Genomic DNA, 21,219 nt, shown 5'->3' on the forward strand with positions numbered 1-21,219 from the left:
ATGATATATTAGGTGATTTGATGGATAATTTAAAAGAGTTTAAAGCTTTTTTAAAGACAATACCAAGTATTAAAGAAGATGTATTAAATCATCGCTATACTTGGCAAGAAATATATGAAATCTATACAATGTATGGAGAAGATGATCATTTTTTCAAACCGTATAAGGAACATCCAATAGAAAATATGAATGTTTTAGAAATTATCAAAAATGTCGATTTGGAAGCATTATCTTCTTCTTTGCAATCAATCGAAAAAGTTTTAGGAATTGTTTCTAATCTTTTAGATAAAAATAAAGAAGGTAAATAATGAAAGAAGATGTTTTAGATTATATACGTAAGCATCCTGTTTGGTATGTTACATTATGTCATTATCCAGAAAAATATGATGATTTATTAGATGAAATACATCAAAAAAAACAAAGTACAGTTTTAGAAAAGCTAGAAAGAATATCAATACTAATGAGTATGTTGGAGATGTTACAATGAATGAAACAATATATGATTTAATAGATGCTATCAAAGAAGATAAGCGCTATCTACAATTTAAAGAGCAATCTTTAAAATTATTAAATCAAGAAACAAAAGAATTATTAGATAATTATCAAAATCTTTTACAAGAATTAGATGATTTGAAAAAGTTTGAAAAATATATTGATTTGACACAGAAAAGACAAGAATTAAATGAAGTAAGAAAAAGAATGTCACAAAATGAAAACATTCAAAAATATTATCAAAGTTATTATAAAATCAATGAATTACTCGATGAAGTAACAAAAATTGTTTTTAAAGATATTAGTGATTCATTAGATACATCAGGGTATAAATTATGAGAGTGATTGCAGGAAAGTATAAAAAAAGACAATTAAAAGTTCCTAAGAGTCAATTAACAAGACCGACAACAGATAAAAATAAGGAAAACCTTTTTAATATGATTGGACCATATTTTCAAGGAGGAACGGTATTAGATTTATTTGGAGGTAGTGGTGGACTTGGAATAGAAGCGATTTCTAGAGGGTGTGATACACTTTATAGTGTGGATCATCAATACGAAGCTTTTAAAACAATTAAAGAAAATTTTTCTCTTTTAAAATTGGAAAATTGTTTTCCCTTGAAAATGGATTATAAAAAAGCTTTAAAATATTTGTATGAAAAAGGTATAAAGTTTGATTATGTTTTTTTAGATCCACCTTATGGAAAAGGACTTGTTGATGATATTCTTCAATATTTAGTTGATCATCAAATGTTGAATCCACAAGCGTGTATTGTAGTAGAAGAATTAAAAGAAGTTGAGTTTAAAGAAATAGAAGGAATTGAGTTGAATAAAAGAAAAGAGTATGGAATTACAGCTCTTAATATTTTTTATTATGAGGATTAAATCATGAAGAAAATTGCTGTATATAATGGATCGTTTGATCCAGTTACAAATGGACATTTAGATATTATTGAACGTGCTGCAAAGATATTTGACATATTATATGTAACGGTAGCTATTCATCCAACAAAAGTAGGCTTGTTTACGATTGAACAAAGAAAAGAACTTTTAAAAAAAGCAACAGCTCATTTAAAAAATGTAATTGTTGATTCAACAGATGAACTTTTTATGGATTATGTCAAAAAAGTCAATGGACAAGTGCTTATCCGTGGCTTACGTTCAACAACAGATTTCGATTATGAATTACAATATGCACAATCTAATCAATATTTAAATAGTCAAATAGAAATAATGTATTTAATGACAAAGCCATCACATTCTTTTATTTCATCATCTGTCGTTAAAGAAATAGCTAGTTATCATAAGCCACTTACAGGCTTAGTGCCAGAGTGTGTTGAAGATGCATTAAAAAAAGTATATCAAGATCAATAAATCGCTTCGGCGATTTTTTTTAGTCCAATTTGTTCTAAAATCATAGAGTAGATTGTAAATCATATACACTGATAAAGAGGTGATCAAATGAATATTTTTATTGGAGAAAATAATTTAAAAGATTATGTTTTTTTAAAATCGATTATTGAAAAATGGGGTATAGAAAGACAACAAGAAATCTATTTTCATTGGTATAAACAGCTTTATTATCAATTACCAAAATGTTTAAAAAACTGTGATCTTGTATTTTTAGAATTAGATATGAAACATATCAATGGTTTTGAATTTGCAAAGATCTTAAGAAAAAAAGATTTATCAATACCGATTGTTTTTCAAACAAAAAATACACATTATGGGATATTAAGTTATCAAGTACAAGCGATGCACTACTTATTAAAGCCACTTGATCAACAAGAAATATATAAAATACTTGATCGCGTTTTATTACATCAACATTCTAAGACATTTATTTATCAGTTTAAAAAAGAAGTTCACAAAATACCTTATGAAGACATTATTTATATAGAAGCTTATCAACACCATGTTATGATTCATCAAAATGATATGACAAAAAGAAATTATCTCAGTTTAAAAGAAATAGCTTTACAATTAGATGATTCTTTTTGTCGTTGTCATCGAAGCTATATTGTTAATTTAAAATATGTTGAGAGGATAGAAGGAATGAATTGTATCACTAAAAATAAACAAGTTATTCCTATTTCTAAGAAATACAAAAATGATTTTATTGAAAAAATCGTGAGACAAATGTGAAACAAATTTGAGACAAAAATGAGACAAATGTGAAACAAATTCGAGACGAATTATTTTGTAAAATATATTAAAATAGATGTGGGTGAAGAAGATGAAATGTTCGAGATGTCAAAATGAAGATGTTCAATATTTTTTTGAAAACAATGGGCGTATTTATTGTAGAAAATGTATTGCTTTTTCTACAAAGACAGTTAACTTAAAACCTGTTAAAAATGAAAAGAAAATATACTATCATTTAAATTATTCATTAAACTTAGAACAAGAAAGAACTTCAAGATTATTGATAGAAAGATATCAAAATCATCAAAATACAGTATTAAAAGCAGTAACAGGAGCAGGAAAGACGGAAATGATTTATGGTGTCATTGAATATGCATTGAATTTAGGACATCATGTTTGTTTGACGATGCCAAGAAAAGAATTGGTTATAGAATTAGCAAAGAGAATTCAAAAACAATTTTTTAATATTCAGCCCATTCTTGTTTATGGAGGACATACAGAGTGTTTAGAAGGACAATTTATTATTTGTACAACACATCAGCTGTACCGGTATCCACGAATGTTTGATTTATTGATTTTAGATGAGTATGATGCTTTTCCATATCGTGATAATGAAGTTTTGGAAAATATATTAATGAATAGTATAAAGGGAAATTATGTGTTTATGTCTGCAACGATTGAAAGTGGAGATGTACAAGTCTTACAAAGGTTTCATCATCAACCATTACCAATTCCTACTTGTAAGGTAATGGGAAACTTTATGATGTTGTGTCATCTTGTTTATCAATTAAAAAAGTATCAAAAAGATAAAAAACCGGTGTTTCTTTTTGTACCACGTATTGAAATGACAAGACAAGTACAAAAATTTCTTAAATTCTTTTCTATTAAAAGTCACTGTGCTACGTCAAAAGAACAAAATATTCATCAATCATTAGAAATGATTAAATCCCATGAAATAGATGTTATTGTATGTACAACAGTTTTAGAAAGAGGAATGACTGTTGAAAATGTACAAGTTATTATTTTACATGGTGAACATCCCCTTTTTGATAAAGAAATACTTATTCAAATAGCAGGGCGAACAGGGCGAAAAGTACCCTATACAAATGGAGATATTATCATTTATACAAATAGACAAACGAAGGCTATTAAAGAATGTATCAAGGATCTTCAACAAAGCAATGCCTTATCTGCCATAAAGAGTTAAATCAACAACAAGATCTTTTTCACTTGGTGAATAATTCTTCTCTTTGTTTAAGCTGTATAAGAAAATTTAAAATAATAAATAGTGATATAAGGATTCAAGGATATCATGTCAAGGTTTTATATGAATATAATGATTTTTTTAGACAACTCCTTTTTCAATATAAAGCATTAGATGATTATGCTTTAAAGGATTGTTTTATAGAATCATTTCAAGAATTAAAAAGGATCTACAAAAATTATATCATTGTTGTTATTCCTAGTAGTCAAAAAGATAATAAAAGACGTGGCTTTTGTCCTAATGTTGAAATTGTTAAGACATTTTCTCAACATATTTTTACAGGTTTGTATAAAAAAGAAGACTACAAACAGACAAAACAAAAAGATCGAAGCCAAGTAAAGAAAATATTATCTATTAAAGAGGGAAATCTTCTTTATAAGAAGAATGTTTTAATATTTGATGATGTGATGACTTCATCAAATACTTTACAAGCAGCATTTCAGCAAGTAGAAAAATATCACCCTAAACAAATAAAAGCATTAGTATTGGCTTGCCCTCATATTGATTATTTTAAAAAATAATCAATTCTATTGTAGACACTAAGAAAACCACTAACCAATAGTAAGGGTAAGCTTTATGCTTTTGCTAGAAATGCTTTTTATTACTTTTTCAACAAATATGTAAAATAGTGTGAACTATTTGACAATAGAGATGACATTTTTTTGTTATAAATGACACGTAAAATTTTTTTGTCGAATGAAAATGATAACTTTTTTATAAAATATTAAATATACTGAAATAGACAAGGAAAGGATGATGAAAGTGCAAGGAAGAGTCAAATGGTTTAATGCCGAAAAGGGATTTGGATTTATTGATCGAGGAGAAGGAAAAGATGTCTTTGTTCATTATAGCCAAATTGTTCAAAATGGATATAAAACACTTAATGAAGGCGAATTAGTTGAGTTTGAATTATATCAAAGCGAACGCGGTATGCAGGCAAAACATGTCGTAAAAATCTAGAGATAATCTCTAGATTTTTATTTTAAGTAGGGATATTTAAATTTTGCTTTTAATAATCACAATTATTTGATATAATTAAACTCGATTACAAGCGTAAAAGGAGCGTGTATGTATGGCTAGTAGAAAGCAAGAAATAAGAAAAGAAATTAAAAAGAAAAACGCTAAATTAGGAATCGATGTTGAAGCAGCTAAAAATATTGTTGATTTACAAGATCAACAAGGTGAAGATATACATGTAGAAGATTTTAAAAATGAAGAATATAATGGAGAAGTTATTCCATTTTCTACAACACCTCAAAAAACAAAAAAAGGCTTTGTTTCAAAAATTAAAGGTGTTTTCGATGATGAAAGAAAACAACTTAAAAAATTAGATAAGATTGCTCAAGAAATTATTTCTTTAGAAGATAAGTATAGTGCTTTGTCTGATGAAGAATTAGCAAATCAAACAAATGTATTAAAAGAAAAATTAAATAACGGTAGTGAATTAGATGATATTTTAATTGATGCTTTTGCAGTTGCAAGAGAAGCTGCATGGCGTCAAATTCATTTAAAAGCTTTTAAAGTTCAATTAATGGGTGGTATTGCATTACATAATGGTGATATTGCTGAAATGAAAACAGGTGAAGGTAAAACATTAACTTCTATTTTCCCAGTTTATTTAAATGCATTAACTGGAAAAGGAGTTCACGTTATTACTGTTAATGACTATTTGGCTGAACGTGATGCTAGAAATAATGGTAAAGTATTAGAATTTTTAGGATTAACAGTTGGATTAAATAAAAGAGAATTAACACCTCAACAAAAACAAGAAGCACATGGTTGTGATGTTACTTATACAACAAATGCTGAATTAGGTTTTGACTATTTAAGAGATAATATGGTTACTTCAATGGAAGATAAAGTATTAGTTAAAGGACTTAACTATGCTTTGATCGACGAAGTTGACTCTATTTTAATTGATGAATCAAGAACACCATTGATTATTTCAGGTGGTAAGAAAAATACAGCTGCTTTATATTTACAAGCAGATCGTTTTGTTAAATCATTAATTGCTGAAAAAGATTATGAAGTTGATATTGAAACAAAAACTGTTTCATTAACTCCAAAAGGAATCGAAAAAGCAGAAAAAGGATTTAAGATTGATAACTTATATGATATTCAACATACTTCATTAGTTCATCATATCAATCAAGCATTAAAAGCAAACTATGCGATGACTCGTGATGTTGAATATATGATTGCGACAGAAGATGGTACAAGAGATATTCGTAATGCAAAAATTATGATCATTGATCAATTTACTGGACGTGTTATGCCAGGACGTGCTTATTCTGATGGGTTACATCAAGCAATTGAAGCTAAAGAAGGTGTTCCAATTAAAGAAGAAACAGAAACAAGAGCAACAATCACATATCAAAATTTCTTCAGACTATTTAATAAATTAGCAGGGATGACTGGTACTGCAAAAACAGAAGAAGAAGAATTTATGATGATCTATAACATGCGTGTTATTGAAATTCCAACAAATAAACCAGTTATTCGTGATGACCGTAATGATAAGATCTATTCTACAAAAACAAATAAATTTAAAGCATTATGTGATGAAGTTGTTGCAAGACATGCTTATGGTCAACCAATTCTAATTGGGACTGTATCGGTTGAAACTTCAGAAATTTTATCAAAAATGTTAGATAAAAGAGGAATTAAACATAATACATTAAATGCGAAAAACCATGCTAAAGAAGCTGAAATCATTGCAAGAGCAGGTCAAAAAGGTGCGGTGACAATCGCTACAAACATGGCTGGTCGTGGTACTGACATTAAACTTGGTAAAGGTGTACCTGAAATTGGTGGTTTAGCAGTTATTGGTTCTGAAAGACATGAATCTAGACGTATTGATAATCAGTTACGTGGACGTTCTGGACGTCAAGGTGACCCAGGATATTCTGTATTCTATGTTTCTTTTGATGATGAATTAATGCAAAGATTTGCTGGTGAAAAATTACAATCATTTAGTAATTATTTAGATGATGATATGGCTATTGAAAATAAAATGGTTTCAAAAGCTATCGAAAATGCACAAAAACGTGTTGAAGGTCAAAACTTTGATTCACGTAAACATATTCTTGAATATGATGATGTTATGAGACAACAACGTGAAATTATGTATAAAGAACGTGATGAAATCATGTCATTAGATAATCTAGATGATATTATCAAAGGTATGTTCAATCAAGCAATTGAAATGACAATCAATAGATGTACAACTCATGGTAAACATGATGAAGTTGATGTGGATGCTGTTTTAGATTTTGTAGCTAAAAATTATATGTTACTTGCTGAAATTGATGCTAAGAATAAAGATGTTGTTAAAAATGATTCTAAGAAATTATTAGAAACTTTAACAGAAATTTGCTTCTCTCAATATCAAATGAGATTAAATAAAGATATTGATCATGCAAAAATCGTTAATTATGAAAGAAGTGTTTTATTAGGAGTTATTGATTATACTTGGATCAATCATATTGATGCAATGACTAAACTTAGAAATGGTATTTATTTACGTGCGTATGCACAAAAGAATCCACTTTCTGAATATACAGAAGAAGCGTTCTATATGTTTGAACAAATGAAACTTTCTATTGTTGATATGATTTCTAAAAATATTGTGCATATGGGTATTCGTCCTGGTAGTTCAGCAGAAGAAAATATTCCTCATTTAAAATTAGAAGTAGAATTTAAATAATGGAATTATATGAAATAAAAAATGGGCTTGATAAAGCCCATTTATTAATAGACGAATATAGAAAATCAGCACAAATTGATGAAAAATTAAGAGAAATAGAAGGTCTTTCATATCAAACAATGCAAGATGACTTTTGGGATGATCCAACAAAAGCTAAAAAGATCTATGACGAATTAAATGATATGAAAAAAATTACTGATGAATATGAAAGTCTTTGTCAATCATTAAATTCATTAGATGAAACATATACATTAGTTAAAGAAACGGATGATCAAGAATTTCAAACTATTTTAGAAAGTGATTATCAAGATTTTGAACAAAGAATGGGTGAATTTGAAAAAATTTTACTTTTATCTGGAAAGTATGATAGTGCTAATGCCATCGTAGAAATTCATCCAGGTGCAGGAGGGACAGAAAGCCAAGATTGGGCAGAAATGTTGTATCGTATGTACCAAAGATATTGTTCGTCGAAAGATTTTAAAATAGAAGTTTTAGATTATTTAGATGGAGATGTTGCAGGTATTAAATCAGTTACTTTCTTGGTTAAAGGAAAATATGCTTATGGACATTTAAAGGCTGAAAAAGGTGTTCATCGACTTGTTAGAATATCTCCATTTGATTCTTCCAAAAGACGTCATACTTCATTTGCATCCATTGATGTTATCCCTGAATTAGATGATACAATTGAAATTGACATTAAACCAGAAGATTTAAGAATTGATACTTATCGTGCAAGTGGAGCAGGTGGACAACATATTAATAAAACAGATTCAGCAGTTAGGATTACCCACATTCCTACAGGAACAGTCGTTACTTGTCAAAGTCAAAGAAGCCAAATTCAAAATAGAGAACAAGCAATGATGATGTTAAAAAGTAAGTTATTTGCTTTAATGGAAGAAAAACAAGCAAAAGAATTAAAAGAAATACAAGGTGAGCAGAAAGAAATTGCTTGGGGTTCACAAATTCGCTCTTATGTTTTACATCCATATTCTTTAGTAAAAGATAATCGTTCATTATATGAGTCTAATAATCCTAAAGATGTTTTAGATGGAAACTTAGATGATTTTATTTATGCGTATTTGAAATCTCGTATACAGGAGGGTAGTCATGAAGAATAAATTTTTTAAAAAATGTTTAGAAATTGCTGTGATTGTTATTGGTAATGCTATTCTAGCATTTGGAATTTGTGCTTTCATTACCCCTCATGGGATTATTGTTGGTGGTGCTTCTGGGTTAGGATTAATTGTCAAACAAATAACAGGAATTCCTTTATCGCTTGTTGTTTATGTAATCAATATTATTATGTTTATTGCAGGCTATTTTTTTCTAGGAAAATCTTTTGCAGCTAAAACATTATTAAGTACAATTATTTTCCCAACATTTTTAACAATATTTGAAAATACTCCGGGGGTTACACATCTTACAAATGATTTACTCTTATCCTCTGTTTATGCAGGAATTTTTGTAGGTGGAGGATTAGGACTTGTTTTAAGAATGGGAGCAAGTACCGGAGGAATGGATATACCACCATTAGTTCTAAATAAAAAAACAGGTATTTCTACGACTGTTCTTATTAATGGCTTTGATTGTATTATCCTAGCTTTACAAGTTCCTTTTTCAAATGTTGAACAAATTCTTTATGGTATTTTAGTTGTTTTGATTACTGCTTTGGTCATGGATAAAATGATTTTATTAGGTGAATCTAAAATTCAAGTATTGGTCATTTCACCAAAATGGAATGAGATTCAAAGTATTCTTTATGATCAAATAGATCGAGGATGTACGCTTATGAATATTACCACAGGTTATAAAAAACAAGATATGTATGCAGTGATGTCTGTTGTCAGCCGCCGAGAATTAGTGACACTTACCAATGAAATTTTAAAAATTGATGAGGCAGCATTTATTATTACAAATGAGACACATAATGTAAGAGGAAGAGGATTTACATTACCTAATATAGATTTATAAAAAAAGTGCTATTTTCTTAGCACTTTTTTTAGTAAATGTGTTTTACGTAAAGTTTTTTTACGTTTTCTTTTTTTATCGTTTTGTATATGTGATTGATAAATAAGAGATTCAAGTTTCCTTTTTTTATCTAGAATTTCTTTTCCTTCATTTTTTTTTCTTTCTAATTCTATACGTTGATGATAATCAATAGCATATTGCCTTACAGTTTGTCTTAAAGAATTTAAATCATCATCCTTTTTTAAATGTTGATTTTGATGATCGACATCAACATAAAGTTCTACATAACCACATTTAGGACAATAACATGATTTAATTTCTTTATGTTCTTTATTGAATTGATCTTTTTTTATAATTAATTCTAGATAGCTTAAAGTATTGATTCCTTTATCTTTTACATAACAATTTGTAGATAGTTCATTATTGCATCTAGGGCATATTCTTTTCATTTAGCCACTCCTTCAATAAACATATTATAACATGAAAAAACATAATTAATAGACTCAATATTCAAACAAAACTTACAAATTGTGCTATAATACTCCTGGGAGCTGAATAGAAATGATAAAACTAACAAATGTTACAAAAATTTATAAAACAGGAGTAAGAGCACTTAATGATGTAAATCTTACAATTGAACCTGGAGAATTTGTATATGTTATCGGTACAACTGGTGCAGGAAAATCTACTTTTATTAAGTTATTATATCGTGAAGAAAAACCAACTTCAGGAAAAGTTGAAGTTGTGGGACAAGATGTTTCTAAAATTAAAAATAGTAAAGTACCTTATTTTAGAAGAAATATAGGTGTTGTTTTTCAAAATTTTAGATTATTACCTAAAAAAACAGTTTTTGAAAACGTTGCCTATGCCTTAGAAGTTATTGATACACCACGCGTAGAAATCAGAAGACGTGTAAGAGCAACATTAGAGCTTGTTGGTTTGGAAGATAAGGTCAATGCTTTTCCTCATGAATTATCAGGTGGTCAACAACAAAGAGTTGCAATTGCTAGAGCAATTGTAAATCGTCCAAAAGTTTTAATTGCTGATGAACCAACAGGAAACTTGGATCCAGAAACTTCAAAAGAAATTATTAATGTATTAATGCGTATTAATGAAGAACAAGGGACAACTGTGTTAGTTGTAACTCATGATCAAAAGATTGTACAAGAACATAAAAAACGTACAATTTTAATGGAAGATGGTTGCATTAATGCTGATACATCTTTAGGAGGATATGATTTATAATGAAAGAATTAATAAGTTGTATAAAAAATTTACCAAAACATTTTAAAGAATCATTGGTTAATTTATGGAGAAATGGTGCAATGTCTTTTTCTTCAATTTTTGCTGTAACAATTACTTTATTACTTATTGGTGTTATTAGTGTTTTAGCACTTAATGTTCAAGATATTTCAGCAAATATTGAAGATGGCGTGCGTATTTATGTTAAATTAGAAAGATCGATTGATGAAAATGCTGAAAAAGAAGTAGGGAATCAAATCAAAAAACTTAAAGGTGTTGGATCTATTACATATTCATCAAAAGATGAAGAGTTGAATAAACTTATCGATAAACAAGGTAAAGATGGTAAGACGTTATTTGAGTCTTATCGTGAAGATAATCCTTTAGGTTCTGCTTATGAAGTAGAAGCAAAAGATCCAACAAAACTTGCAAGTTTAGCTAAAAAGATTCAAGATATTCCTAATGTAAATTCTGTTAATTATGGTGGTGATTCTACACAAAGTATGGTCACAACATTGAATACAATACAAAAAGCTGGATCAGTTTTTATTGTTGGTTTAGTTATTGTCGCCTTATTCATGATATCTAATACAATTAAAATTACAATTACAGCAAGATCTACTGAAATTTCAATTATGAGAATGGTTGGAGCAAGTAACTGGTACATTCGTATTCCATTTATGTTAGAAGGTATGCTCATTGGATTGTTTGGAGCAATTATTCCAATTCTTGTTCTTGTTTATGGTTATGGAGCGTTATATAACTATACAGGTGGTTCATTAATGTCATCAATGCTTGTATTAAAAGCCCCAATGCCATTTATTAGAGATTTCTCATTTATTTTAGCTGGCTTAGGTGCTGGAGTAGGTTTAATTGGAAGTTTTGTTTCAATGAGAAGATTCTTAAAATTCTAAAAGATTATCGAAAGATAATCTTTTTCTTTATCTTTTTTTTTAATTTTTATATAATAAAAAAGCGAGGTATAAAAAATGTCAAAAAATAGTTTTTTAAAAGAAGCAATGTATGAAAATCATCCTCAATATCAACAAGCAATTTCAAGAAATGAAGCACTTTATCAAAGAAAAAATGATTTAAGAAGTCCTTTTTCTAGAGATTATAATCGTATTATTTTTTCTCTTGCTTATCGTAGATTGAAACATAAGACACAAGTTTTTTTTGCAGTTGAAGATGATCATGTTTGTACAAGAAGTGAGCATGTAAATCTTGTGGATTCAGTAAGTTATACTATTGCTCATTATTTAGGATTAAATACAGAACTTACAAGAGCAATTGCTGTTGGACATGATTTAGGACATGCACCTTTTGGACATGGTGGAGAAAAGATCATTAATCAGATTTCTAAAGAACATGGTCTACAAGATTTTTGGCATGAAAAAAATAGTTTATATTTTGTAGATCAAATTGAAACTTTGGAAGATGATCATCATGTTCGTAGAAATTTAAATTTAACGTATGCTATAAGAGATGGAATTATTTCTCATTGTGGAGAAATGAATCAAAAAGCAATTATTAAAAGGAATGAATCTATTGATTTAAAAGATTATTTATATCCTGGGCAATACAATCCTTATACTTGGGAAGGCTGTGTTGTTAAAATGTCAGATAAAATTGCTTATCTTGCTAGGGATATTGAAGATGCTTTACGATTAAATATTATTGATGAACAGCTTGTAGAAGATTTAAGAAATCATCTAAATCAATTAACAAAATCTCATTTTGATGCTATTAATAATGGAACAATTGTTAATTATTTTATATTAGATGTTTGTCAAAATTCTTCTATAGAGAAAGGAATATGCTTATCAGATGAAGCTTTTGAAGTCATGAAGTATATTATGAAATTCAATTATCAAAATATTTATCTAATTGATCGTATAGAAGTCCACACAAATTATGTACAACTTATTTTAAATTCTATTTTTCAATTTTTATATAAATATGATAAGATAGCAAATGATAATCAAATAAATGTTTTAGAAGCTTTAAAGAAAGATCAAAAAAAATATCCTGTAACTATTCAAGGATATATGCATTGGTTAGAAAAGTATAGTCAAATGAAGCATTTTAATAGAAATCCATTATATCAAAATCATATTATTTATGATTTTGAACATGATAAAAATGCAATGGCTAAAAGTATTATAGATTATTTATCAGGAATGTCAGATGCTTATATATTAAAAATATTTAATGAATTTATTTCATTTTCATAGAGAGGAAGTTACATATGCCAATAAAAATACCAAATGATTTACCAGCAAGTAAAATATTAAAAGAAGAAAATATCTTTGTTATGGATGAAACAAGAGCTTTATCACAAAGAATTCGTCCATTAAAATTAATTATTGTTAATATTATGCCAACTAAAATCGTGACAGAAACACAGCTATTAAGATTGCTTTCTAATACACCTTTACAAATTGAAGTAGATTGGTTATGCATGGAAAGTCATAATTCTAAAAATACATCACAAGAACATTTAATGGAATTTTATAAAACCTTTAATGAAATTAAAGATAATAAGTATGATGGTTTGATTGTAACAGGTGCTCCTGTTGAAAAATTAAAATTTGAGGATGTAGATTATTGGGATGAACTTACAAATATTTTTGATTGGGCCAATACAAATGTCTTTTCTTCATTCTTTATTTGTTGGGCTTCTCAAGCATCTTTATATTATTATTATGGTGTTGAAAAATACCAATTGAAAGAAAAATTAACAGGTGTTTATCATCATCATACAAATCCAGAAAAGATGAGAAGAAGAATTCTAAGAGGTTTTGATTATCAATTTTATGCACCCCATTCAAGATATACTTCTGTTAAAAAAGAAGATATTGAAAAAATTGATTCATTAGATATTTTAGCTTCTTCAAACGATGCGGGTGTTTATTTGGTAGCAGAAAAGGACGGGTCAAGATTTTTTGTTACAGGACATCCAGAATATGATCCAGATACATTAGATAAGGAATATCACCGTGATTTAGCTAAAGGTGGGGATTGTGTAATGCCTAAAAACTATTATAAAAATGATGATGTCAATGATGAAATCTTAGTTAAGTGGCGTAGTCATGCCTATTTATTATTTTCAAATTGGCTTAACTATTATGTATATCAAAATACACCATATAACTTAGATGATTTATTAAAAATGAAGACGACTAATAAATAGTCGTCTTGTTTTTATCTTCAAAATGTGTTAAATTAAATATGTTAGATGCGGCCGTGGTGAAATTGGTATACACGTAGGTTTGAGGGATCTATGGCTTATGTCGTGCCGGTTCAAGTCCGGTCGGCCGCACCATAGAGTTGATAAACTTATCTTTGAAGATAAGTTTTTTTGTATAAAAAAAGAATAGAAATTTCTATTCTTTAATTAAATCATAAATTGCTTTAGCAAAGATTTCTGTTGATTTTAATAATGAATCAATCTTTATGTTTTCATTGTTACCATGAATTGCGTTATCTTCATCTTTGAATTCGCATCCAAAAGCTACACAATTTGGCATTGATTTAGCATAAGTTCCTCCACCAATTGCTTGTGGTTGACTTTCTGTATCACCTGAAACTTCAACATAAGCTTTATGAAGTTTTTGAACAAGTTCACTGTTTGGATCGATATAAAGTGGTTCATGAATATCACTTTCTAAATTTAATCCAAGAGACTGACATAATTCTTTTACACCATCACACATTTCCTTTAAATCAATTTCATGAGGACAACGTAAGTCTAATTCAATATCAGCATCTTCTTTAACATATTTGACAACACCTAAATTCATTGTTAATTTACCCATTAATCCTTCATGATTAATTTGTAAACCTTTTCCATAATAATCATTTAAATAAGTTGCAATAAAATGTACAAGTTTATTATTAATAACAGTATCTAAATAAGTTGCAAGTAAACTTACAGCGTTAATTCCTTCTTCTGGTAAAGAAGCATGTGCGCTTTTTCCTTTTAAGACAAGCTTTGTACAATTTCCTTCTTCTTCAATGATACCAGTTACATGATGATCACTTAAAAATTGTTTAAATGATTCTTCATATTGTTTATGATTGCCTTCGATAATTGCTTCACATTCACCAGGAACAATATTTACACGATCACCAGCTACCATTGCAATCAATCCATCTTTTTTTACATTTCCTGTTATATGGAAACGAACAATTCCTTTTTCACCATAAACAACAGGGAATTCAGCATCAGGAGTAAATCCCATAGATGGATATGGATTCTTAGTAAAGTAATGTTCAACGCAAGAAGATCCACGTTCTTCATCACAACCAAAAATAACACGAATTTTCTTTTTAACAGGTAAATCTAAATCATGAATGATTTTAGCAGCATAATATCCAGCAAGTAAAGGTCCTTTATCATCAGCAACACCTCTACCATAAAGTTTACCATTAGCTTGAACCACTTTAAATGGATCGCTGTCCCACCCTCTTGAATCAACAGGAACAACATCCAAATGACCTAAAATACCAAAACTTTCTTCTTGATCACCAATATCTATATGTCCAGCATAACCATTTTCATCATGTACAACAAAACCATCTCTTTTTCCAATTGCTAACATAGCATCAAGAGCTTGTCTACATTCACTTCCATAAGGTTGGTTTTCACCGATTGTTTTTTCATTATAAACGGAAGGAATTGCACATAATGTTTCAATATCTTGAATAAGCTGTTCCTTTCTTTTTTCGACTTCTTCTTTAAAGTTAATCATATTAAAATCACCTCAGCATATATTATACATTTTTCATAATAATTTTTAAACATATTTGATAAAATAATGTTATGATAAAGACAGTATAGGGGGAAATATCAATGGAAAATATAAGATTTCATATTACAGTAAAAGGAATTGTTGTTTTTAAACAAAAAGTATTATTAATGAAAAGAGTTAGACCATCTAGTGATGGACTAGGATATTGGGAGCTTCCTGGGGGCGGTTTAGAATATGGGGAAACACCGAATGAAGCTTTAAAAAGAGAATTGAAAGAAGAAACGGGTTTAACGATCGATGTTGTTAAACCAGCATATACTTTTACCAAAATAAGAAAGGATTATCAAACAGTAGGTATTGGTTATTTAGCATCTACAGATGATGATCATGTTTCTATTTCTTTTGAACATACAGATTATAAATGGTGTTCAATTGATGAATTAAAAGATTATTTATGTGATGAAATTTACCAAGATATTATCTATACGTTAAAAGAATATACAAGTATTTAAAGAGGTTTATATGAATCAAGAAATTATTAAAACAATTAGTGAAGAATTAAATGTAAGAGTACATCAAATTGAAGCAGTTTTATCTTTATTAGAAGAAGGTAATACAGTTCCTTTTATAGCACGTTATCGAAAAGAAAAAACGGGTGCTTTAGATGAAGATCAAATACGTACAATTGATAAATATTATCAATATCAAGTGAATTTATTAAAAAGAAAAGAAGATGTTATTCGTTTAATTGATGAAAAAGGAATGTTAAATGAAAAACTAAAAACAGATATTTTAAAAGCTACACAATTAAGCGAAGTTGAAGATCTTTATCGTCCTTATAAAGAAAAAAGAAAAACAAAAGCAACAGCCGCTAAAGCAAAAGGATTAGAACCTTTAGCTAAATGGATCTTAGCTTTAAATAAAGGAGATATTTTAGTAGAAGCTAAAAAATATTTAAATGATGATGTTTTAAATGTAGAAGATGCCATTCAAGGAGCTTTAGATATTATTGCTGAAGATATTGCTGATGATATTAAATATCGTAAGTTTTTAAAAGATATGCTTTATAAAGGTGGTATTTTAAAAACAAGTGAAAAGAAAAAACATGATGATGAAAATAAAGTTTATGAAATGTATTATAACTATCAAGAAAAAGTAAAAACTTTAGTATCACATCGTATTTTAGCAATCAATCGAGCTGAAAAAGAAAAAGTAATCAATGTAAATATAGAAGGAGATAAAGATTATTATTTACAATACATTACAAGAGGTGTTACAAAAAGCAGAGAAACAAATCTTTTACCATACATTCAAAAAGCAGTAGAAGATAGTTATCAAAGATTATTATTCCCTTCTATTGAAAGAGAAATAAGAAAAGAATTAACAGAAAAAGCTAATGAACAAGCATTAAAAGTCTTTTCAGTCAATTTAGAAAATCTTTTATTACAAGCACCATTAAAAAATAAAATGGTCTTAGGTGTTGATCCTGCTTATCGAACAGGATGTAAATTAGCAGTTGTTGATCAAACAGGTAAAGTCTTACACATTGATAAAGTCTTTATTACTTTACCTAAAGATAATTATGATAAAGATATTAAAACTTTATTAGATATTATTTCAAAATATAAAATTGAAATTATTGCTATTGGAAATGGAACTGCTTCAAGAGAATCAGAAGCCTTTATTGCTAAACTTATTCAAGAACATCATTTAAATGTAGAATTTGCTATTATTTCTGAAGCAGGTGCTTCTGTTTATTCAGCAAGTCAAATTGCTAAAGAAGAATTTCCAGATTATCATGTAGAAGAAAGATCTGCAGTATCAATTGCAAGACGTTTACAAGATCCACTTGCTGAACTTGTTAAAATTGAACCCAAAGCAATTTCAGTTGGACAATATCAACATGATATTCCTGAAAAAAATTTAGAAGAACAATTGGATTTCGTTGTTGAAAAAACAGTAAATAATGTTGGTGTTGATATCAATACAGCTTCTAAGTCATTACTTAAATATGTTGCAGGATTAAATGCTGGTGTAGCACAACAAATTGTTTTATATCGAAATGAACATGGTAAATTTCATAATCGAAATGAAATAAAAAATGTAAAAAAATTAGGAGCCAAAACATATACACAAGCAATAGGTTTTTTACGTGTCTTAGATGGTGATCATCCATTAGATGCTACTGCTATTCATCCTGAAAATTATCAACAAGCTTTAGATTTATTAAATTTATGTCAATTATCATTAGCTGATTTAGGAACAGTGGAACTTAAAGATAAATTATTAAAAATTAATAAAAAAGAAGTTATAGAAACTTTAAAAATTGACCAATATACATTAGATGATATTATTGATTGTTTAATTAAACCAAATCGTTCAATTAGAGATCAATATCAAACACCACTTTTAAAAAAAGATATTCTTCATATAGAAGATCTAAAACCAGGAATGGTTTTAGAAGGAACTGTTAGAAATGTTGTTGATTTTGGAGCTTTTGTGGATATTGGCTTAAAAAATGATGGTTTAGTGCATATATCAAAAATGTCAAAACAAAGAATTAAACATCCATTAGATGTTTTAAGTATAGGGGATATTGTAGAAGTCAATGTCATAGATGTTGATTTAAATAAAAAAAGAGTAAGTTTAAGTATGATCTAGGTGATGATGTGTATAGAATATATGCTTTGATATTATGTTTATGTCTTGTGGGATGTACACAAAAAAAAGATATCGAGGTATCAACTCAAAAGGAAAATTTTAGTTATGAAGAGGTTTCAGAAAATTTTTCAAAGTTGCAATGTGGGGATATTATTAATATTGAAAATAGTCATTATATTTCAAATATTGCGATTCCTGGTAGGTGGAAACATACACTTATCTATTTAGGAAGTTTAAAACAAGTTCAAGAACTTTTGGATACTTCTTTTCCATATTATGAAAAAATCATGAAGATGTATAAAACGCAAAAGGAAATACTTGTTTTAGATGCAAATGTTGGAGGTGTACAGATACGTACCTTTGATCAAATGGCTAATTTAAAAAATGAGTCTTATTTAAAAGCCATGACATGTTTTCGTTTTTTAAAAGAGAATACTTTTATTAAAGATTTTTTGAAAAATGCTTTAGATTATTTAAATTATCCTTATGATTATCAAATGGATTTATCAAGTGATCAAGAATTATATTGTAGTGAGCTAGTGGTTTGTTCATTAAAAAAAATGAATATCACTCTTTCTAAACAAACACAAGTTTTTAAATATCGTATTATTTCACCAACAGATTTAATAGAAGAACTTGTAGAAAAAAAATTGGTGAAAAATGTTTTAATTTTAGAATAATATGGTTGTCTAGATAAGCAATATGATGTAAAATATTAAGTAGATAAAAAAAGGAGAAGAAGTGTTCATGGCTATTGGTATTGTAAAGAATTTTAACAAAGATAAAGGTTTTGGATTTATCAACATGGAAGGTGAAGAAAGAGATATTTTCTTCCACTATTCACAACTTGTTCAAGAAGGATTTAAAACAATTGATCCTGGACAAAAGGTTGAGTTTGAATTAGTTGAAGGAGATCGTGGTCTTCAAGCACATCAAGTTGTTAAAATTACTGAATAAGGACAGTGTCCTTATTCTTTTGTTTTAAGGAGGTATTTTATGAACGATACAAAAAAGGGAATGTTATTTATTATGATGGCAGCATTCTTTTTTGCAAGTATGAATGTTTTTGTTAAGTTATCAGGTGATTTATCATCTATTCAAAAAAGTTTTTTTCGTAATTTAATTGCAGCACTTTTTGCATTTATTATTCTAATTAAAAGTAAAGAAGGTTTTACCTATCAAAAGAAGGATATACCGATGTTGCTTTTACGTTCTACTTTTGGAACGATAGGTATCTTATGTAATTTTTATGCAGTAGATCATTTATTAGTAAGTGATGCATCTATGCTTAATAAGTTATCACCATTTTTCGTTATTATCTTTTCTTCATTATTTTTAAAAGAAAAAGCAAATACGATTCAAAAAGTAACAGTTGTGATTGCTTTTATAGGAAGTTTATTTGTAATTAAACCTTCTATTCATTTTGTAAGTAATATCAATTCGTTTATTGGAGTTTTAGGAGCGATGGGAGCAGGGATTGCTTATACCTGTGTTAGAAAATTAGGACAACAAGGTGTTGCTGGAGCAAAAATTGTTTTCTTTTTCTCATTATTTTCATGTTTATCTGTTGTACCTTATTTAATTTTTCATTTTCAACCTATGACACTTCAACAAATTGGTTGTTTACTCATGGCAGGATTAATGGCAGCAGGAGGACAATTTTCAATTACGAATGCTTATACATATGCACCTGCTAAAGAAATATCGATTTATGATTATACACAAGTTATTTTTGCAGCTCTACTTGGATTTTTCTTATTAAATCAAGTACCTGATGTTTATAGTGTAATCGGTTATATAATTATCATTGGAGTTGCTTTTTGGAATTTTATGAAACAAAAAAGATGCGTTTAGTGACGCATCTTTTGCCCTAATTGGATACTTCTTGCAAGCCTAAAAGCAGCTTTATAAACATTTTCACCAGCATTTTCTAAAGCTTCTTCTAAAGGACAACAATGATCGATACAACTTTCAATCGTGGTAATATAATCATAAATATCACCAACATTTTCTCCAATAGAGCCAACAATACAAACTGTGTCAACACCATATTTTTTTGCTCTTTGACTCACTCCAGTAGGTACTTTTCCATACATTGATTGATGATCAATACGTCCTTCACCGCTAATAACAAGATCACAATCTTTGACGTATTCATCAAAATGAACAACATCTAAAACAGTTTCAATTCCACTTTGTAGTTTAGCATTTAAAAACGTCATTAAACCAAATCCCAAACCACCAGCAGCTCCAGAACCAGCTTCTTCACTATAATCTTGATAGCCTTTTTTAATACATATTTCTACAAGATGTTTTAATCCTTGATCTAAAAATTGAATATCCTTTTCATTAGCTCCTTTTTGAGGGCCATAGATAGTACTGGCACCTGTTTTACCACAAAGTGGATTTGTTACATCACACATGACGATGATTTGTGTATCTTTTATTCGAGAATCAAGTTGATGAGTATCAATATCTTCAATGAAAGGTAAGTTTTCAGGAATAGGTTCTAAAACTTGGTGATTTTTATCTAAAAAACGAATTCCTAAATGATGAGCCATTCCAATCCCACCATCATTGGTAGCTGAACCGCCAATTCCAAGATAGATTTTTTGACAATGACGATCTAGTGCATCTTTAATAAGTTCACCAGTTCCTTTTGTATTTGCTTCTCTAATTTTCTTTTCTTTAACAAGAGGCAGTCCAGAAGCACTTGCCATTTCAATAATAGCTCCTTGACTAGTGATACCATAGCTTGCTTGAATAGGCTCTTGTAAGGCATTATGACAGTCAATTGTTATATATTGACCATTTAAGGATTCAACAATAGCTTGTGTTGTTCCTTCTCCTCCATCAGCCATTGATAGCGTTTTAAAAGAAACATCTTCAAAAACTTCTTTAAATCCTTTTTGAATACTTTTAGATACTTCTGAAGAAGATAAACTTCCTTTATAAGAATCACTTGCAATTAATATTTTCATAGAAACC

24 protein-coding genes and 1 tRNA gene are annotated in these 21,219 nt (G+C 28.6%); 22 read left to right on the forward strand and 3 right to left on the reverse strand.

Translation table 11 applies throughout. From position 1 onward, the window contains the following. Positions 1–20: 20 nt before the first annotated feature. From ylbD to OCV55_RS00790, 12 genes are all read left to right on the forward strand, one after another. Positions 21–308, forward strand: a complete 288-nt coding sequence (ylbD, locus tag OCV55_RS00735; protein WP_022002919.1) for a spore coat protein YlbD — start codon at positions 21–23, stop codon at positions 306–308. Next, positions 308–487 (forward strand): YlbE-like family protein, encoded by a 180-nt coding sequence (locus tag OCV55_RS00740; protein ID WP_022002918.1) that lies wholly within the window; start codon positions 308–310, stop codon positions 485–487. The genes ylbD and OCV55_RS00740 overlap by 1 nt, the downstream gene beginning before the upstream one ends. After that, positions 484–831 carry a YlbF family regulator gene (locus tag OCV55_RS00745; RefSeq protein ID WP_022002917.1) on the forward strand — a complete coding sequence of 116 codons (348 nt, stop codon included), beginning with the start codon at positions 484–486 and terminating at the stop codon, positions 829–831. The genes OCV55_RS00740 and OCV55_RS00745 overlap by 4 nt, the downstream gene beginning before the upstream one ends. Next, positions 828–1,376 carry a 16S rRNA (guanine(966)-N(2))-methyltransferase RsmD gene (rsmD, locus tag OCV55_RS00750; protein ID WP_022002916.1) on the forward strand — a complete coding sequence of 183 codons (549 nt, stop codon included), beginning with the start codon at positions 828–830 and terminating at the stop codon, positions 1,374–1,376. The genes OCV55_RS00745 and rsmD overlap by 4 nt, the downstream gene beginning before the upstream one ends. Before the next feature lie 3 nt (positions 1,377–1,379). Continuing rightward, a complete protein-coding gene (gene coaD, locus OCV55_RS00755) occupies positions 1,380–1,865 on the forward strand; it encodes a pantetheine-phosphate adenylyltransferase (RefSeq protein ID WP_022002915.1) in 486 nt (161 codons plus the stop codon). Between the two features lie 87 nt (positions 1,866–1,952). Next, positions 1,953–2,636 carry a LytR/AlgR family response regulator transcription factor gene (locus OCV55_RS00760; RefSeq protein WP_147579507.1) on the forward strand — a complete coding sequence of 228 codons (684 nt, stop codon included), beginning with the start codon at positions 1,953–1,955 and terminating at the stop codon, positions 2,634–2,636. 91 nt (positions 2,637–2,727) lie between these two features. Next, positions 2,728–3,843 carry a DEAD/DEAH box helicase gene (locus OCV55_RS00765; RefSeq protein WP_147579508.1) on the forward strand — a complete coding sequence of 372 codons (1,116 nt, stop codon included), beginning with the start codon at positions 2,728–2,730 and terminating at the stop codon, positions 3,841–3,843. Continuing rightward, positions 3,792–4,421 (forward strand): ComF family protein, encoded by a 630-nt coding sequence (locus OCV55_RS00770; protein ID WP_147579509.1) that lies wholly within the window; start codon positions 3,792–3,794, stop codon positions 4,419–4,421. The genes OCV55_RS00765 and OCV55_RS00770 overlap by 52 nt, the downstream gene beginning before the upstream one ends. A 241-nt stretch (positions 4,422–4,662) precedes the next feature. Continuing rightward, entirely contained in the window at positions 4,663–4,860 is a 198-nt protein-coding gene (locus OCV55_RS00775) for a cold-shock protein (protein ID WP_032090560.1), read from the forward strand. 112 nt (positions 4,861–4,972) lie between these two features. Further along, positions 4,973–7,606 carry a preprotein translocase subunit SecA gene (gene secA, locus OCV55_RS00780; RefSeq protein WP_032090518.1) on the forward strand — a complete coding sequence of 878 codons (2,634 nt, stop codon included), beginning with the start codon at positions 4,973–4,975 and terminating at the stop codon, positions 7,604–7,606. Then, positions 7,606–8,724, forward strand: coding sequence for a peptide chain release factor 2 (prfB, locus tag OCV55_RS00785; RefSeq protein WP_147579510.1), 1,119 nt, complete (start codon positions 7,606–7,608; stop codon positions 8,722–8,724). Before secA ends, prfB begins: the two co-directional genes overlap by 1 nt. After that, positions 8,714–9,577, forward strand: coding sequence for a YitT family protein (locus tag OCV55_RS00790; protein ID WP_147579511.1), 864 nt, complete (start codon positions 8,714–8,716; stop codon positions 9,575–9,577). The genes prfB and OCV55_RS00790 overlap by 11 nt, the downstream gene beginning before the upstream one ends. An 8-nt stretch (positions 9,578–9,585) precedes the next feature. On the opposite strand, the gene OCV55_RS00795 is transcribed toward OCV55_RS00790, so the two are convergent. Continuing rightward, the gene (locus tag OCV55_RS00795; RefSeq protein ID WP_175301574.1) at positions 9,586–10,023 is read right to left on the reverse strand and encodes a hypothetical protein; all 438 of its coding nucleotides are present in this window, start codon (positions 10,021–10,023) and stop codon (positions 9,586–9,588) included. Positions 10,024–10,135: 112 nt separating this feature from the next. Here OCV55_RS00795 and ftsE point away from each other — a divergent pair, with 112 nt between their 5' ends. The 5 genes from ftsE (at position 10,136) to OCV55_RS00820 (ending at position 14,141) form a co-directional block, all read left to right on the forward strand. Next, positions 10,136–10,819 (forward strand): cell division ATP-binding protein FtsE, encoded by a 684-nt coding sequence (gene ftsE, locus OCV55_RS00800; protein WP_022002906.1) that lies wholly within the window; start codon positions 10,136–10,138, stop codon positions 10,817–10,819. Beyond that, positions 10,819–11,730 (forward strand): permease-like cell division protein FtsX, encoded by a 912-nt coding sequence (gene ftsX, locus OCV55_RS00805; protein ID WP_032090516.1) that lies wholly within the window; start codon positions 10,819–10,821, stop codon positions 11,728–11,730. Before ftsE ends, ftsX begins: the two co-directional genes overlap by 1 nt. Positions 11,731–11,805: 75 nt before the next feature. Then, positions 11,806–13,050, forward strand: a complete 1,245-nt coding sequence (locus OCV55_RS00810; protein ID WP_147579512.1) for a deoxyguanosinetriphosphate triphosphohydrolase family protein — start codon at positions 11,806–11,808, stop codon at positions 13,048–13,050. Between the two features lie 14 nt (positions 13,051–13,064). Beyond that, on the forward strand, positions 13,065–14,009 hold the full coding sequence (gene metA / locus OCV55_RS00815; RefSeq protein ID WP_032090514.1) for a homoserine O-acetyltransferase MetA: 945 nt from the start codon (positions 13,065–13,067) through the stop codon (positions 14,007–14,009). A 47-nt stretch (positions 14,010–14,056) separates the two neighbouring features. Next, positions 14,057–14,141: transfer RNA gene (locus OCV55_RS00820), tRNA-Leu, on the forward strand. A gap of 61 nt (positions 14,142–14,202) precedes the next feature. Here the strand turns inward: OCV55_RS00820 and pepV are convergent. Beyond that, the gene (pepV, locus tag OCV55_RS00825; protein WP_119363693.1) at positions 14,203–15,570 is read right to left on the reverse strand and encodes a dipeptidase PepV; all 1,368 of its coding nucleotides are present in this window, start codon (positions 15,568–15,570) and stop codon (positions 14,203–14,205) included. A gap of 101 nt (positions 15,571–15,671) precedes the next feature. Between pepV and OCV55_RS00830 the strand changes: the two genes are divergently transcribed. From OCV55_RS00830 to OCV55_RS00850, 5 genes are all read left to right on the forward strand, one after another. Next, positions 15,672–16,082 carry an NUDIX hydrolase gene (locus OCV55_RS00830; protein WP_022002901.1) on the forward strand — a complete coding sequence of 137 codons (411 nt, stop codon included), beginning with the start codon at positions 15,672–15,674 and terminating at the stop codon, positions 16,080–16,082. 10 nt (positions 16,083–16,092) lie between these two features. Next, positions 16,093–18,231, forward strand: coding sequence for a Tex family protein (locus OCV55_RS00835; RefSeq protein ID WP_147579513.1), 2,139 nt, complete (start codon positions 16,093–16,095; stop codon positions 18,229–18,231). A gap of 8 nt (positions 18,232–18,239) precedes the next feature. Beyond that, positions 18,240–18,911, forward strand: coding sequence for a YiiX/YebB-like N1pC/P60 family cysteine hydrolase (locus OCV55_RS00840; protein WP_032090510.1), 672 nt, complete (start codon positions 18,240–18,242; stop codon positions 18,909–18,911). A gap of 67 nt (positions 18,912–18,978) precedes the next feature. Then, positions 18,979–19,188: a cold-shock protein gene (locus OCV55_RS00845; protein WP_022002898.1), complete on the forward strand. Its 210-nt coding sequence runs from the start codon at positions 18,979–18,981 to the stop codon at positions 19,186–19,188. A gap of 39 nt (positions 19,189–19,227) precedes the next feature. Further along, positions 19,228–20,085 (forward strand): DMT family transporter, encoded by an 858-nt coding sequence (locus tag OCV55_RS00850; RefSeq protein WP_147579514.1) that lies wholly within the window; start codon positions 19,228–19,230, stop codon positions 20,083–20,085. Here OCV55_RS00850 and OCV55_RS00855 read toward each other — a convergent pair. Then, a complete protein-coding gene (locus OCV55_RS00855) occupies positions 20,082–21,212 on the reverse strand; it encodes a glycerate kinase family protein (protein ID WP_147579515.1) in 1,131 nt (376 codons plus the stop codon). The genes OCV55_RS00850 and OCV55_RS00855 overlap by 4 nt on opposite strands. Positions 21,213–21,219: the final 7 nt, after the last annotated feature.

Source organism: [Clostridium] ammoniilyticum (assembly GCF_025566905.1).
GTDB lineage: Bacteria > Bacillota_I > Bacilli_A > Erysipelotrichales > Coprobacillaceae > Faecalibacillus > Faecalibacillus intestinalis.

What these genes read in the sequence shown, in the direction of transcription:
- OCV55_RS00810 (WP_147579512.1), top strand. Translation starts at nt 11,806, where the DNA reads ATGTCAAAAAATAGTTTTTTAAAAGAAGCAATGTATGAAAATCATCCT.
- rsmD (WP_022002916.1), top strand. Translation starts at nt 828, where the DNA reads ATGAGAGTGATTGCAGGAAAGTATAAAAAAAGACAATTAAAAGTTCCT.
- OCV55_RS00760 (WP_147579507.1), top strand. Translation starts at nt 1,953, where the DNA reads ATGAATATTTTTATTGGAGAAAATAATTTAAAAGATTATGTTTTTTTA.
- secA (WP_032090518.1), top strand. Translation starts at nt 4,973, where the DNA reads ATGGCTAGTAGAAAGCAAGAAATAAGAAAAGAAATTAAAAAGAAAAAC.
- OCV55_RS00790 (WP_147579511.1), top strand. Translation starts at nt 8,714, where the DNA reads ATGAAGAATAAATTTTTTAAAAAATGTTTAGAAATTGCTGTGATTGTT.
- OCV55_RS00795 (WP_175301574.1), bottom strand. Translation starts at nt 10,023, where the DNA reads ATGAAAAGAATATGCCCTAGATGCAATAATGAACTATCTACAAATTGT.
- metA (WP_032090514.1), top strand. Translation starts at nt 13,065, where the DNA reads ATGCCAATAAAAATACCAAATGATTTACCAGCAAGTAAAATATTAAAA.
- OCV55_RS00850 (WP_147579514.1), top strand. Translation starts at nt 19,228, where the DNA reads ATGAACGATACAAAAAAGGGAATGTTATTTATTATGATGGCAGCATTC.
- OCV55_RS00835 (WP_147579513.1), top strand. Translation starts at nt 16,093, where the DNA reads ATGAATCAAGAAATTATTAAAACAATTAGTGAAGAATTAAATGTAAGA.
- ftsX (WP_032090516.1), top strand. Translation starts at nt 10,819, where the DNA reads ATGAAAGAATTAATAAGTTGTATAAAAAATTTACCAAAACATTTTAAA.
- OCV55_RS00770 (WP_147579509.1), top strand. Translation starts at nt 3,792, where the DNA reads ATGTATCAAGGATCTTCAACAAAGCAATGCCTTATCTGCCATAAAGAG.
- OCV55_RS00745 (WP_022002917.1), top strand. Translation starts at nt 484, where the DNA reads ATGAATGAAACAATATATGATTTAATAGATGCTATCAAAGAAGATAAG.
- OCV55_RS00765 (WP_147579508.1), top strand. Translation starts at nt 2,728, where the DNA reads ATGAAATGTTCGAGATGTCAAAATGAAGATGTTCAATATTTTTTTGAA.
- pepV (WP_119363693.1), bottom strand. Translation starts at nt 15,570, where the DNA reads ATGATTAACTTTAAAGAAGAAGTCGAAAAAAGAAAGGAACAGCTTATT.
- ftsE (WP_022002906.1), top strand. Translation starts at nt 10,136, where the DNA reads ATGATAAAACTAACAAATGTTACAAAAATTTATAAAACAGGAGTAAGA.
- prfB (WP_147579510.1), top strand. Translation starts at nt 7,606, where the DNA reads ATGGAATTATATGAAATAAAAAATGGGCTTGATAAAGCCCATTTATTA.
- OCV55_RS00740 (WP_022002918.1), top strand. Translation starts at nt 308, where the DNA reads ATGAAAGAAGATGTTTTAGATTATATACGTAAGCATCCTGTTTGGTAT.
- OCV55_RS00845 (WP_022002898.1), top strand. Translation starts at nt 18,979, where the DNA reads ATGGCTATTGGTATTGTAAAGAATTTTAACAAAGATAAAGGTTTTGGA.
- coaD (WP_022002915.1), top strand. Translation starts at nt 1,380, where the DNA reads ATGAAGAAAATTGCTGTATATAATGGATCGTTTGATCCAGTTACAAAT.
- OCV55_RS00830 (WP_022002901.1), top strand. Translation starts at nt 15,672, where the DNA reads ATGGAAAATATAAGATTTCATATTACAGTAAAAGGAATTGTTGTTTTT.
- OCV55_RS00855 (WP_147579515.1), bottom strand. Translation starts at nt 21,212, where the DNA reads ATGAAAATATTAATTGCAAGTGATTCTTATAAAGGAAGTTTATCTTCT.
- ylbD (WP_022002919.1), top strand. Translation starts at nt 21, where the DNA reads ATGGATAATTTAAAAGAGTTTAAAGCTTTTTTAAAGACAATACCAAGT.